The following is a 13,789-nucleotide window of genomic DNA, read 5'->3' on the forward strand; positions in this document are numbered from 1 at the left end:
CGGAACGGGTGTGCGGGAACGGCCGTGACGGCGTCGGGCCCCGCCGGCAGCCGCCGCTCGAGACACCGTGGGGACACCGCTTCGACATGCGCGCACGCCCGAGGGCCCGCCGGTTGCCGATCACCGCCGTCTGCGTGACGGTGCTGCTGCCGCTGGGCGCCTGCCACTCCGAACCCGCCGCGGCCGGCGGGTTCGAGGAGGTGGTCATAGCCCTGCCGCGCTGGCCCGGTGGTCAGGCCAACGCGGCCGTCGCCGCCCACGTGCTGCGCGAGGAGTTGGGTGTGCCGGTGGTGCTGCGCGACCTGGACCAGGGCCGGGCCTGGGACCTGATGGACACCGGCGAGGTGCACGCCGTCCTGGAGGACTGGGGCGCCCTGCCCGAACGCCTCGACCTGTACACCGGGCCGCGCGGGTCGGTGGTGGACGCCGGGGAGCTGGGCCCGGTGGGGGGCGTGGGCTGGTACGTCCCCGCCTCCTGGGCCCGTTCGTACCCCGGCACCCCCACCCCGGAGTGGCTGGCCGACCTCACCGACGAACTGACCGTCCCGCCGGGTGCCGTCACCGGCACCTCCGGTGACAGCGCCGATGACACCGACGCAGATGACGACTCCACCGATGCCGCCGATGCCGGTGGGGCGCTGGTGTACGGGCACCCGGACGACGCCACGGGGCTGGACGAGCGCCTCATCGAGGACCTCGACCTGGACCTGACCCCCGTCCCCCTCGGCGGCGAGGAGCAGCTGGTCGCGGCGCTGCGCAGGGCGGCCGACAAGCGCGAGGGCCTGCTGGCCACCTGGTGGGAGCCGCACTGGCTGAACGCCGAGCTGCGGCTGGTGGAGATCGAACTGCCCCCGTACACCGAGGGATGCGAGGAGACCGACCCGGCGCGGGCCACCGACGGGGCCGACTCCCCCGGGGAGCCGTGCGGCTACCCGGAGATCACCCTGCGCAAGTATCTCAACGCCGAGTTCGCCGAGAACGGCGAAGCCGCCGCGGCCTTCCTGACCCGCTTCTCCTGGACCGCCCGCGAGCAGAACGAGGTGGCCCGGCTGATCGCGGCCGAGGGGATGACCCCCGAGGGCGCCGCCGCCCGCTGGGTGGAGGCCCACCCGGGCCGGGTGACCGCCTGGCTGCGCGACGACGGCGAGGGGTCCGAGGGCGCCGACGACACCGGGAGCACCGCCGGCGGCTCCGGCACCGCCGGTCGCGCCGCGGGCACCCCGCCCCGCTGAGGCGGGCCGGGCCGGCCCCCGCTGAGGCGGGCCGGGCCGGCCCCCGCTGAGGCGGGCCGGGCCGGCCGGCTCAGGTGCCGGCGGAGAAGCGCAGGATCTCGCTGAGGAAGGGGATCTCCAGCCACGGGCGCGGCTGCGCCATGAGGGTCAGCAGCACGATGAGCGACCCCATCACGCCGTAGGTGATGACGTCGGTGAAGCGGGAGCGGACGGCCAGCATCCCCACCTCGCGCACCGTCGCCCGCAGCGTCGCGCCCACCAGCATCGCGCCGCCCAGCACCAGCAGGCCGATCCGGAAGTTCACCGGCGTGGAGGCCAGGCCGGCGAAGGCCAGGGACAGCACGCACAGCAGCGGCCACTGCCGGGCCGGCGCCGGGGCGTCACCCGGCGCGGTCCGCCGCCCGCCCTCGGGGCGGGCGGTGTCCCGGGTGAAGGTGGGGTAGCGGCGCCGCGCCCGCCGCGCCCCGGCGGGGCGCTCGGCCCCCGCCGCGGCACCGGCGGTCCCGGTCACGACCGGCCGCCCTCGGCACGGTCGGCGGCCTGCTCGGCCATCTCCACGACGTTGTGCAGCAGCATGGCGCGGGTCATCGGCCCCACCCCGCCGGGGTTGGGGGAGATCCAGCCGGCGACCTCGGCCACGCCCGGGTGCACGTCGCCCAGGATCCGACCGGTCTCGTCCCGGCTGACGCCCACGTCGAGCACGGCGGCACCCGGCTTGATGTCCTCCGGCTTGATCAGGTGCGGCACGCCGGCGGCGGCCACCACGATGTCGGCGCGGCGCAGGTGCTCGGCCAGTTCGCGGGTGCCGGTGTGGCACTGGGTCACGGTGGCGTTCTCGCTGCGGCGGGTCAGCAGCAGCGGGAGGGTGCGGCCGACGGTGGTGCCGCGCCCGACGACGACCACCTGCGCGCCGGCGATCTCCACGCCGTAGCGGCGCAGCAGGTACACGATGCCGTTGGGGGTGCAGGGCAGCGGGGCGGGCTCGTTGAGGACGAGCCGGCCCAGGCTCATCGGGTGCAGGCCGTCGGCGTCCTTCTCCGGGTCCATCAGCTCCAGCACCCGGTTGGTGTCCACGCCGCGCGGCAGGGGCAGTTGGACGATGTAGCCGGTGCAGGCCGGGTCCTCGTTCAGCTCCCGGACGGCGGCCTCGATCTCCTCCTGTCCGGCGGTACCCGGCAGGTCGCGCCGGATGGAGGTGATGCCGACGGCCGCGCAGTCGCGGTGCTTGCCGGCTACGTACTTCTGGCTGCCGACGTCCTCGCCGACGAGGAGCGTGCCCAGGCCGGGCACGACCCCGCGGGCGCGCAGGGCCTCGACGCGGGTGGTCAGGTCGGACTTGATCGCGGCGGCGGTGGCCTTGCCATCGAGAATCTGGGCGGTCATGGTCCCATCTTCGCGGATGCCGGCGGGACAGGACCAATCCGGTCGTCGGCGAGGCGCCGGGTGCGTGCCCCGCCGGACGGAAGGCCGCGCGCGACCGCCACGAGCCGGAGGCCCGCGACCCCGATGATCCGCAGGAAATGTCTCCGTATGACCATGAAACGTTGCGACTCCGCCACGAGGTGTGGATTTCACTGGACAGCCGGCGTACCGAAACGGTGCAATGACGACCGCCGGGACCACGGGGGGACGACCGGTACGGGACGCGCTCCCCTGATCTCCCGTGCGGACGACCGTCCCCGAAGCCGTGAGGAACCTCCCCATGAGTCACCCGCCCCAGCCCGGTCAGAACCCCTACGGCCAGCAGCCGGGTTACGGTCAGCAGCCCCCGCAGCAGCCCGGCTACGGGTATCCCCAGCAGCCCCCGCAGCAGCAGGGGTACGGCTACCCGCAGCAGGGCGCGCAGCAGGCCGGTTACGGCTACCCCCAGCAGGGTGCGGGGCACCCCGGGGGCATGCCCTACGGCGGGGTGCCGAACGCCTACGCCGGCTGGGGCTCGCGGGTGGTCGCCAGGATCGTGGACGGTCTGATCATCAGCGTGGTGCCGGTCATTCTCATGGTCATGGGCATGGAGGTGGAGGGCGAGACGGTGACGATGGGGCCGATGTACTACCTCGGCTTCCTGCTCGTCTTCGCCGGCTGGTTCTTCCTCGCCTACCTCGTGGGCACGACCGGGCAGACCCCCGGCCGCAAGATGGTCAACATCCAGGTGGTCAAGGAGTCCACCGGACAGCCGATGGGCGTCGGGATGGCGATCGTCCGCATCTTGCTGGACATCGTCAACGCTCTGCCCTGCTACGTCGGTTACCTGTGGCCGCTGTGGGACGCGAAGAAGCAGACCCTCGCCGACAAGATCGTCGGCAGCATCGTGATCCGCAAGGACTGAGCGCCCGCCGGCCCGGCGAGCACCGCACGAGGGGCCCCTTCCCGTTTTCGGAAGGGGCCCCTCGTCGTGGGCCCGGACCGTGGGCCCGGACCCCGGAACGGGAGGTGCGCACGGGCTCGGAAGGTGCGTACCGGGACGGCTGGGAGTCGGTGTGACCGCCATGCGTCCGGTGGTGGACGCAACTCGCGTAGAGCCTTAATCAACTCGCGTAGATTTTGTCATGTCCGCGTTACCCAGAACCTCAACAATCCATCGGGCAACCCCCAACTCCCCCACGGACAAACCCTCTTGGGAGGAACCCCGATGTCCCAGCCGACCACCGTGTTCCGACGCCGACCCCTCGGCATACTCGTGGCGGCGCTCGTCGCGGCACTGCTCTCCGTGCTGCTCGCGCCGCCCGCCTCCGCCGCACCCCCGCGCATCCCCAACGCCGCCACCGCGCAGACCGAACTGAACCAGCTCCGGGTGGCCGCCGAGAGCACCGGCGGCTACTCCCGCGACCTCTTCCCCCACTGGTCCTCCAGCGGCGGCTGCACCACCCGCCAGACCGTCCTCAAGCGCGACGGCGACAACGTCGTCGTCAACAGCAACTGCCAGCCCACCTCCGGCAGCTGGTACAGCCAGTTCGACGGCGTCACCCTCACCAGCGCCTCCCAGGTGGACATCGACCACTTCGTGCCGCTCGCCGAGGCCTGGCGCTCGGGTGCCCGCAACTGGACCACCGCCGAGCGCCGCGAGTTCGCCAACGACCTGTACTGGCCGCAGCTCATCGCCGTCAGCGCCTCCTCCAACCGTTCCAAGGGCGACCAGGACCCCGCCAACTGGCAGCCCCGCGCCGCCTACCGCTGCACCTACGCCCGCATCTGGATCCGGGTCAAGCACCGCTGGGACCTGACCGTGGACTCCGCCGAGAAGTCCGCCCTCCAGGGGATGCTCAACACCTGCTGACCCCCGCTCCGGCGAGTTCTCCGGCCGGCCGCCTCCCCCCTCGTCCCCCTGCCTCCGTCTCCCGCCCGGGCGAACCGCCGGGCGGGAAACGGGATTGGTCCCGGAGAAACCCCGGAAAGCATGGTGAGATGTCCGCCATGAGCGATATCAGCGAACGCAGCACGGTCTTCAAGGCGCCGCGCGGCGGCGTGATGACCCTCGAAGTCGGCGTGGTCACCGGCGAGTTGGAACTCCTGACCAGCGCCGAGGAGGACGGCACCCTGGTGTTGCGGATCCGCTACGCGGGGGCCGAGGAGTGGTACACCCCCGAGGGCGGCCCCTTCACCCTCCACGACCCGCGCGACCACGAGGTCCTGCACGACGTGATCATCAGCCTCCTGCACCGGCCCCAGCCCTGACACCGGGCCCGGGCCGCCGCCCCCGATCCGTCGGGCCGGCGGCCCGGGTCCGGGTCCGGGCCGCGACCCCCTTCCCGACACCGTCGCGCCGGGGGCCGTCACCGTGACGGCGGGGACCGGTGGGACGCCGGGGATGCCCGGGACGACCGTTGTCACCGCCCGGGGTCGCGCGCCATCATCACCACATGACCACCCGGAACCAGCGGCCCGACCGGGCCGAACTCCCGCCGCTGCCCGCCACCGCCCCCCCCGTCCCCGCGCCCGATCCGGAGACCGACGCCCGCATCCGGGCCGCCGACCGCGCCCACGTCTTCCACTCGTGGTCCGCGCAGGGGCACATCGCCCCGCTGCCGATCGCCGGCGCCGCGGGCTCCTGGTTCTGGGACTACTCCGGCGACCGCTACCTGGACTTCTCCTCCCAGCTGGTCAACGTCAACATCGGCCACCAGCACCCGAAACTGGTCGCCGGGATCGCCGAACAGGCCGCGAGGCTCGCCACCGTCTCACCCGCCTTCGCCAACGACGCCCGGGCCGAGGCGGCCCGACTGATCGCCGAGGTGGCGCCCGGCGACCTCAACCGGGTGTTCTTCACCAACGGCGGCGCCGAGGCCAACGAGCACGCCGTGAGGATGGCCCGGGCACACACCGGCCGGCACAAGGTCATGGCCGCCTACCGCAGCTACCACGGCGCCACCGCCGGAGCCATCGCGCTGACCGGCGAGCCCCGCCGCTGGGGCTCGGAACCCGTCGCCCCGGGCGTGGTGCGGTACTGGGGGCCGTACCCCTACCGCTCCGCCTTCCACGCCGGGACCGAGGAGGAGGAGAGCGCCCGCGCCCTGGAACACCTGCGGCGGACCATGGTCATGGAGGGCCCGCACACGATCGCCGCCCTCGTGCTGGAGACCGTCGTCGGCACCAACGGCATCCTGGTGCCGCCGCCCGGCTACCTCGAGGGCGTGCGGGCACTGTGCGACGAGTTCGGCGTCCTGCTGATCGCCGACGAGGTGATGGCCGGCTTCGGGCGGTGCGGCGAGTGGTTCGCCGTCGACCACTGGGGTGTGGTGCCGGACCTGATCACCTTCGCCAAGGGCATCAACTCCGGGTACGTGCCACTGGGCGGCGTGGTGATCTCCGACGCCGTCGCCGACACCTTCCGCGACCGCCCCTACCCGGGCGGCCTGACCTACTCCGGGCACCCGCTGGCCTGCGCCTCGGCCGTGGTGTCGATGGGGGTCTTCCGCGAGGAGAACATCCTGGAGCACGTGCGGACCCTCGGCGAGAAGGTGATCGGCCCGGAGCTGCGGGCCCTGGCCGAGCGGCACCCCAGCGTCGGCGACGTACGCGGCCTGGGCGTCTTCTGGGCGGTGGAGCTGGTGCGCGACCGGGAGACCCGCGAGCCGTTGGTGCCGTTCAACGCGAGCGGGGCCGACGCGGCGCCGATGGCGGAGTTCACCGCGGCCTGCAAGGCGGGCGGGCTGTGGCCGTTCGCGCACTTCAACCGCACCCACGTGGTACCACCGTGCACGATCACCGAGGAGGAGGTCCGGTACGGCATCGCCCTGCTGGACCGGGCCCTGGACGTCGCCGACCGCCACACCACCGCCGCCGGCCCCGGGCGCCCCGGGCCGGCGGCGCCCGGGCGGTGACCCGGCCGAAACGGTGACCACGGGCCGGGGCGGTGACCACGGCCGAGGCCCACCCCTCGACGAAGCGTCGAAGCCGGGCGCTTCACCGGTCCCGACAGGGCCGTTGGCCGTACCGCGCCGCGCGCCGGGAAGCGGTTGATAGGTTCATCGACCGAACACGAGTAGTGATCGATCGACAACCGAATCGACACCTCGGCGCGGCGTCCGCACGAGCCGATGCGGATCGCCGGGGTGGACAACGGAGGGGCGGGAATCATGCGAACGGGGACACGGAAGAGGAAGCCCGGGCCGAGCCGGGGCACACGCGTCGCGGGAGCCGCCCTGCTGGGCGTCCTCCTGCTCGCCGCCTGTTCCGACGGTGGACAGGACACGGGGGAGACGGCCGGTGACGACGCCGCCGGCGGTGCCGAAACGGTCGTGGAGGAGGAGCCGGAGGCTCCCCCGGCCTTCGCCGCGGAGCCCGCCGCGACCCTCACCGAGGAGGCGTTCACCCCGCCGATGCCGGCCGCCGTCCTCGGCGACGCCGTCTTCCTCGCCGATCACACCGGCCTGACCCGCTTCGACGCCGAGGGCACGGAGACCGGCCGCGCCGAACCCGAGCACCCCGTCATCCACATCCCCGACACGATCCCCGAGGACTCCCTGGACCAGGCACAGGCGGGCGTGCGCTCCGTCCAGACCCCGCTCGCGGGCGAGTTGAACGGCGACCCGGTCGTCTTCTCCGGCTTCCCGGTGGAACTGCCCGCCGGTGAGGGCCTGGAGATCATCGCCGCCGACGCCGACACCGGCGAGCGGGTCTGGAACACCTCCTTCGCCCCGGAGAAGTGGGGCACCGCCCCGCCCCGGGTCTCGGCCTCCACCTCGCTGCTCGGGTACCACGACGACCTGCTGATCCTCCAGATCGTCAAGGACCGCATGATGAGCAGCACCTACGCCGTCTCGGTGCCGGACGCGGCGGTCGCCTGGAGCGACACCGACGCGCACTTCTCCCTCGCCGTACACGAGGACGTGATCATCGCCCGTCAGATCGTGGACGGCGGACTGATGGGGCCGCTGACCGGTCTCTCCCCGGTCGACGGCTCGGTGGTGTGGCGCAAGGCCGACGACGACACCAACGGCGGCGCCGGCTTCGGTCCCGTGCTGCGGGTCGGGCTGCCCGACGGCCTGAAATCCGCGCTGGTCTCCGCCGCCGACGGCTCCGTACTCGTCACCGACGAGGACGGCCTGCCGACGGGCTCACCGCACTGCGTGCACGACCGGGCCGCCGACATCGTGGTGTGCGGCGCCGACTCCGGTGCCGTGGCCGTGGCCGTGGACGCCGACGGGACGGTGCTGTGGAGCCTGTCCCGCGACGACGACGGATGGAGCGGCGTGCCCACCGGGACCGACGAGGGCATCGTCTTCGTCGACCGGGGCGAGGACGCGCCGCCCGTCGCCGTGAACGCCGCCGACGGCGAGGTGGTGAACGAGGACAGCGGCGTCGCCCCGGCCCTCTTCGGCTCCGGCTTCGGCGTGGTGCGGGACGGCCCCGTCCTCACCCTGCACCCCCGCGCGGACTGACATCCCCGACGGCGGGTATCCGGCCCAACCGCACAGAACCAGGACACCTGCGAGAGTCCCGCTGCACACCACGGAGATGGGGCACGGTGGGGCTGAGTGGCTACGGTCTCCTCACGCGGGGGGGCACCCAACGGAAGGAGGGACGGAGGCGAGAGCCTGAGCGCATTGGCTCAACGGGGGCACGTCCGGTCGGAAGCGCAATCGTCCGAACCGCTGGAGTGTCCTGCTCTCCATTGTTCAGCGGACCGGGGCCCACTCCCGTGGCGGATCACACGGGCCTGGTCGGTGTACTCGTGCCGGAACAGGTCGTGCCCGGTGCGGTCCGTGTGCCGTAGAGCCCAGTCCTGAGCGTCGTTGGGGACACCCCCGAGGAGCCGGAGTCCTCATCACACCCCGCTGCCACGCAGAAGAGCTGTGCGGTGATACCGCCGTCAGACACATGACTGACGGTGTGGTCTACGGGGACACCGACCTGGGCAACCTGCCCTTCCACAACTTCGCCTACAACCAGATCTGGCTGGAGATTGTCCAGACGGCACCGAACCCACCGCCTGGATGCCGATGCTCGCCCTGATAGGTAAAGCCGGGCCCCGGGAACCGCGGCGCCTGCGCTTCCGCCTGTTCTCCGTGGCCGGCCGGCTCGTCACCACCGGCCGCCGCCGCATCCTCCGCCTCACCCACCACTGGCCCCGGACCCATGAGATCACCGGCACCCTCCACCGGCTCGCACTCCTGCCCAACCCCGGCTGACCAGCGAAACCATCTGTCCCGACGAAACAAGAACTCACCCCGGAGCAGTGGAACCCGGCGCCCACCCGACGCGACAGCCGGGCCCCCGGCCTGCCCACCAACAACTCCGGAGAGCGAAAGGGTCCACCGACCCCGTCGATAAACCCTCACGAAACATCGAGGTTACCGAGGTTGAACTCGTGGTGTCGTAGAGGCTGACGGACGGCGGTCCTCTGCGGTATCACCGGGACATGCGGTATCCACAAGGGGGCGGGCTGACCGCCGAACGGCAGCGGTTTCGCGAGGGGTTACGGCTCCAGGCAGCCGAGCGGTTCGCCCGGGGCGAGGCGAGTTCTGTGATCGCCAAGGATCTGCGTGTCAACGTCCGGTCGGTGCAGCGATGGCGGCAGGCGTGGGAGGAGGACGGGGCGCATGCTCTGCGGTCGCAGGGCTCGGCGTCGTTGCCGAGACTGAGCGAGAAGCAGTTCGCGCAGCTGGAGGCGGAGTTGGCCAAGGGGCCGGTCGCGCACGGCTGGCAGGACCAGCGCTGGACCCCGAGCCGGATCAAGACCGTGATCGGCCGGCGCTTCCACCTGACCTACACCATTCAGGGTGTGCGCAAGCTGCTGGTGCGCAACGGCTGGTCCTGCCAGGTCCCCGCCCGCCGGGCCCTGGAACGCAACGACGAGGCCGTGACCGGCTGGGTGAAGGAGACCTGGCCCTGCGCGGAAGACTCGCGGCGGCCCGTGGAGCCTGGCTCGTCTTCGAGGACGAAGCCGGCTTCTCCATGACGCCGCCGCAGGCGAAGACCTGGTCACAGCGCGGTCGAACCCCGGTGGTGCGAGTCCGCCGCCGCTCCCGCAGACGCATCTCCATCGCAGCGTTGACCTGCTACAAACCCGGTCACCGATCGAGGCTGATCTACCGGCCCCGCCGCGACGAGGGCAACCGCGACGGACGCAAGAGTTTCTCCTGGCGCGATTACCGCGACCTGCTGATCGCCGCACACCGGCAGCTCGGAGGCCCGATCGTCCCGGTCTGGGACGATCTCAACGTCCACAAGGCCGCCGACCTGCGGAAATGGGCGGCAGCCCGGGACTGGCCGACCATCTACTACCTGCCGCCCTACGCACCCGACCTCAACCCGGTCGAAGGGATCTGGTCACTGCTGCGGCGCGGCCGGCTCTCCAACGTCGCCTTCAGCACCCCCGAACACCTCGTCCAGACCATCCGACGCGGTCTCCGCCACATCCAGTACCGCAGCGACCTCATAGACGGCTGCCTCACCGAGACAGGACTGCCCCTCAGCCCCTGATCACCGAAGACGACATCACGATTTCAACCTCAGTAGACCTCAAAGAATTCGACTTGACGGAAGCGCGAGAGGTGGAATTTCCGATAAATACTCATTTACTGTGCGCTTACGGTTGGTTGCACATAGCTGAGATGCGTGTAAAGCTATGCACATCCGAGGGCCCGACAGAGAAAGGGTTCTCATGTGGCGAAAGAGGGGGAAAGTGAATCTGGCACGCAAGCTTTTCGTTGCTTCTATTGCTGTCTTGGTAGGGTTTGGAACGGCCGGATCCGCGCATGCGGGAGGTAGCTCAAAGACCATTGCCATCACAAGTAGCGCTTCTCTGACTTCGAATATCTGGTACAGCAACACTCTTAGCATAAGGGGTTGTTCAGACTTCCAGGTATCTGCTGTCATATCCGGTGGTGCAGCCCCACGTTCTGGGATTGACATGGTGAAGACTCATGTTGAGGCCACAGGATACGGAATCGGTTGGGGTGGCGGGGCTTTTCAGACCGGTTCACTCGATAGGCACCTTACCAATGACAGGGGGCAGCGTGGCGCTTACCTGAGTGGGAACACTTGCTTCGGGGTTACCACTGTTTACGCCAGCTGGAAGAATACTGCGACCACTCGGTACTACCAAGTGAACCGGGTTGCCACCGCTAACTGAGGAGCGCAAGTGACCCGGAAAGGGTCGTCCCCGGGGCATCCTATTGAGGGTGCCCCGCTGGGGCGTTTGGTATCTGTGGTCGTTTCTCTGGGGCTCATCCTCTCGGTTTCGGCTTGCATGGGTCAATCAGATGTGGAGGTGATGATCGCGGACCTTTCTGAGTTCCAACTCCAAGAAGGTGTTTACTCGCCCGTGTCACCGATGGAAGAACAGGTGGACCCAGCACCGCCCAATGACATGACCTCGCTATATTTCGCTGCCGCCATAGCAGACTCGACAGGTGAAGGAGCCAGAATTATTGGCGCCGAAGGGGTAGAGAGAGCCAAGGAGTATGCCGACATCACAAGCCGCGAGAATCAATGCGACGGAATGTTGTTCTCCGCAGCAATTCTTCACATAGCCGAAGAACGCAACACTGAGCTTGAGCAGCGCGCTGTCTCGTGTACGGTAGATCGACTGAAGAACGACGGCGTGCATCGCATGAACGCCGATGGGGTGGAGCTGGCCATACAGATGGTGGAGCGATTGGGCTATTGGGAGAACATCCCTCCACTTACCGCAGAAACCTTCGATGTGGATACTCGACTCGACCGCTATCATGCATGGCAAATTCTCGCCCTCCTGCCCTACATCGAGAATGATCAAGAAATTAAAAGGCATTACAAGCGGGAAATAATCGAGGCTGGGAAATTCCTAAAGAATCCCGACAACGATGCTCTTCTTTCGGAAGTTGTGGCAGCATACAAGGTCCCCGGAAGCGGCACCAACATCAACGAACTTCCCGATGGCTTGCTAAACTGGCTGGAATCTGTACGTGGATGCGGGAATAGCGAGACACATTATCGCGCTTCCCTCGATGTCGATTTCTGCGTTCTCCAAGACTCTTGGTTGGGCTTGATCAGTGGGTTGATTCCTCGATGAGTGTGCAAGTACGGTACCTCGGGAACGGAAAGATACCGACAGAAAAATGAAAAACGAAAATGACGCCCTCGTTCTTGAGTCCGTCACCAAAAGCTTCCCCGTGAAGCATGCAAAGAATTCAACCGGGGACTCGACAGTTCTGAATTCAGTGTCTTTGCGACTTTGCGGTGGAGATTTGGTTTGGTTGCGAGGCCCTTCGGGTACCGGAAAGACCACTCTGCTGTCAATCTCTGGTCTTTTGGCATGGCCTGACAGCGGAAAAGTTTACGTGACGGGAGAGAACGTCTCTGACCTCGTAGGGGCGAAGGCAGCTTCAATACGACGCCGGAGTATCGGCTTCGTTTTCCAGAAGCCAACATTTCTTCCCGCCCTAAACATTCTGGAAAATGTTCTGCTTCCTTCTGTCGATACCAAGCTCAATGCACATGATCGAGCCATTGAACTTCTGGAAAATTTTGGTTTGCAGGGACGCTTGAGCCATCGTCCGGCGCTGTTGTCCGGAGGTGAAGCACAGCGTGCTGCTCTGGCTAGAGCCTTGATCAACGAGCCTCCTCTGATTCTGGCTGATGAGCCGACAGCGGGCTTGGACACGTCTTCGGGAGAAGTCGTGCGTCGATATCTCACGAATCTGGCCACAGGCGGGCGAGCCGTGCTGGTCGCATCCCATGACGAGGCCTTTGCCGACCATGCCACACACACGCTTGAATTGCGTGATGGGAAATTGGTGAAAAATATGGCTCGGGAGGCGAAGGTGCGCTCTGACTCCATGCTGGATACGGAGGGGGAGGCGTGAAAACAGAAAACCGCTTGGTGCAGGTAGAGCTATTGCGTTCACTACGTCGCCACTGGTTGATTCCGGTAGTTCTTTCTCTCCTTGTCAGTTTCAGTGTTCTTGCTCGGGGAGCGGTGCACGAGGCTCAGGCCACCGTGGAAGAGCTCGACACCCGAGACGGACTCTTGCGCACAATTAATGTATGGGCGGATACACCTGACGGCCGTACGCCTCTCACCCGTGAGCGAATCAACACCATTGCGAATTTTCCCCGGGTCACCGCAGTGACTCCCTACGGGGGCGGAGGAGGAGAAGCTTACCTCAGTAAGGACAAAGACCGCTCCGATCCCCGCATGCTGACGTTGCTTCCGCTCACGGCAGCCCACCCGACGGTGGTGGCTGGTCAAGAAAAGCAGGAAGCTGGCGGGAAAGGAGAAAATTCCGTCTTCCTGGAGCGGGATGAAATCCTCATGCCCGAAGGTTTTTCCGGACTCTCAGCCGAAGACCTTATTGGCCAGGAGATCGTGGTACTCCATACACCCGTAGAGCACATAGAGCGGGATGAGCGTGGCTCGGAAGCCATGTATGGCGGTGATCCCGAAGAGCTATTCTTCACCGTGACTGCCGTACACAACGATACTCTGGGGAATTTGGATGGCCCCGGTACGGCATATGTGCATCCCGATGTGGCCACTACTGTATACGCCGGGATGCGGGGTGCGACTGTCGAGGAGATTGAACGTGGCGAGGGTTACGACTCGTTGAGAGTGGAAGCGGCCTCTGCACAGGATGTTCCCGAAGTTCAGCGGATGCTGAGAGAAGCCGGCCTCTACGCCGCCAGCGTCACTGCCCAGATGCGAGGTCTCTCCCCTGCAATGGCAATGCTCGATACTGCCACCAACGTTGCCCTGTGGGCACTGCTTGGGCTCGGCCTCCTATTCGGTCTGGTGCTGGGAACTCAACGAGTTCGTTCCCGCATGAGCGAGATCGGTCTACTGAAGGCACTCGGCTTCACCGACACCCGAATTCTCCGTCTTCTCGCGATGGAACTATTCGCATTGGGCTTTATCGCAGCATTGATAGGAGTGGGCCTGGGGCTGGGGGTAACGTTGCTTCTTTTCGGAGGAACCAAAGCGGATCTTCTCCTGGGACTCACGCTGCTGCCCGTTCCTGGATTGGTGCTGCTTCTCGGAGCGCTCTTCCCTCTTCACTACGTCCGTCGTCTTCCTCCCGACACAGTGCTTCGAAATCTCTGAAGAGTGGTTCCCCTCCTCGTTTTCTGATACGCCG

The 13,789-nt window shown here is 67.7% G+C and carries 13 protein-coding genes and 1 pseudogene; 12 read left to right on the top strand and 2 right to left on the bottom strand.

What is annotated here, in order from left to right; all coding sequences use genetic code 11:
• Window positions 1-86: 86 nt before the first annotated feature.
• Window positions 87-1,232, top strand: a complete 1,146-nt coding sequence (locus LZF96_RS00295) for a glycine betaine ABC transporter substrate-binding protein (RefSeq protein ID WP_233864446.1) — start codon at window positions 87-89, stop codon at window positions 1,230-1,232.
• 70 nt (window positions 1,233-1,302) lie between these two features.
• On the opposite strand, the gene LZF96_RS00300 is transcribed toward LZF96_RS00295, so the two are convergent.
• Together LZF96_RS00300 and LZF96_RS00305 are read right to left on the bottom strand one after the other, a co-directional pair.
• Window positions 1,303-1,743 (bottom strand): DUF3017 domain-containing protein, encoded by a 441-nt coding sequence (locus tag LZF96_RS00300; RefSeq protein WP_233864448.1) that lies wholly within the window; start codon window positions 1,741-1,743, stop codon window positions 1,303-1,305.
• A complete protein-coding gene (locus tag LZF96_RS00305) occupies window positions 1,740-2,615 on the bottom strand; it encodes a bifunctional methylenetetrahydrofolate dehydrogenase/methenyltetrahydrofolate cyclohydrolase (RefSeq protein ID WP_233864449.1) in 876 nt (291 codons plus the stop codon). The genes LZF96_RS00300 and LZF96_RS00305 overlap by 4 nt, the downstream gene beginning before the upstream one ends.
• A gap of 319 nt (window positions 2,616-2,934) precedes the next feature.
• On the opposite strand from LZF96_RS00305, the gene LZF96_RS00310 reads away from it, so the two are divergent.
• The 11 genes and pseudogenes from LZF96_RS00310 to LZF96_RS26825 all read left to right on the top strand — a co-directional run bounded on the left by LZF96_RS00310 (window position 2,935) and on the right by LZF96_RS26825 (window position 13,755).
• The gene (locus tag LZF96_RS00310) at window positions 2,935-3,558 is read left to right on the top strand and encodes an RDD family protein (RefSeq protein WP_233864450.1); all 624 of its coding nucleotides are present in this window, start codon (window positions 2,935-2,937) and stop codon (window positions 3,556-3,558) included.
• Window positions 3,559-3,861: 303 nt separating this feature from the next.
• On the top strand, window positions 3,862-4,506 hold the full coding sequence (locus tag LZF96_RS00315) for an HNH endonuclease family protein (protein WP_233864452.1): 645 nt from the start codon (window positions 3,862-3,864) through the stop codon (window positions 4,504-4,506).
• A gap of 137 nt (window positions 4,507-4,643) precedes the next feature.
• On the top strand, window positions 4,644-4,904 hold the full coding sequence (locus LZF96_RS00320) for a hypothetical protein (RefSeq protein ID WP_233864454.1): 261 nt from the start codon (window positions 4,644-4,646) through the stop codon (window positions 4,902-4,904).
• Between the two features lie 185 nt (window positions 4,905-5,089).
• Window positions 5,090-6,550, top strand: a complete 1,461-nt coding sequence (locus LZF96_RS00325) for an aspartate aminotransferase family protein (RefSeq protein WP_233864456.1) — start codon at window positions 5,090-5,092, stop codon at window positions 6,548-6,550.
• Between the two features lie 255 nt (window positions 6,551-6,805).
• Window positions 6,806-8,110 (top strand): PQQ-binding-like beta-propeller repeat protein, encoded by a 1,305-nt coding sequence (locus LZF96_RS00330; RefSeq protein WP_233864458.1) that lies wholly within the window; start codon window positions 6,806-6,808, stop codon window positions 8,108-8,110.
• Between the two features lie 466 nt (window positions 8,111-8,576).
• Window positions 8,577-8,860: pseudogene (locus LZF96_RS00335) on the top strand (transposase); the annotation flags it as partial.
• Between the two features lie 230 nt (window positions 8,861-9,090).
• A complete protein-coding gene (locus tag LZF96_RS00340) occupies window positions 9,091-9,630 on the top strand; it encodes a winged helix-turn-helix domain-containing protein (protein WP_233864460.1) in 540 nt (179 codons plus the stop codon).
• Complete coding sequence (locus LZF96_RS00345; RefSeq protein ID WP_233864461.1) at window positions 9,627-10,154, top strand: transposase; 528 nt, start codon at window positions 9,627-9,629, stop codon at window positions 10,152-10,154. Before LZF96_RS00340 ends, LZF96_RS00345 begins: the two co-directional genes overlap by 4 nt.
• Window positions 10,155-10,944: 790 nt before the next feature.
• Window positions 10,945-11,727: a hypothetical protein gene (locus LZF96_RS00350; RefSeq protein ID WP_233864462.1), complete on the top strand. Its 783-nt coding sequence runs from the start codon at window positions 10,945-10,947 to the stop codon at window positions 11,725-11,727.
• Between the two features lie 46 nt (window positions 11,728-11,773).
• A complete protein-coding gene (locus LZF96_RS00355; protein ID WP_233864463.1) occupies window positions 11,774-12,520 on the top strand; it encodes an ABC transporter ATP-binding protein in 747 nt (248 codons plus the stop codon).
• Entirely contained in the window at window positions 12,517-13,755 is a 1,239-nt protein-coding gene (locus tag LZF96_RS26825) for an FtsX-like permease family protein (protein ID WP_233864464.1), read from the top strand. The genes LZF96_RS00355 and LZF96_RS26825 overlap by 4 nt, the downstream gene beginning before the upstream one ends.
• Window positions 13,756-13,789: the final 34 nt, after the last annotated feature.

It is taken from the genome of Streptomyces sp. ST2-7A (genome assembly GCF_021390475.1).
In the GTDB taxonomy this organism is placed as follows: domain Bacteria; phylum Actinomycetota; class Actinomycetes; order Streptomycetales; family Streptomycetaceae; genus Streptomyces.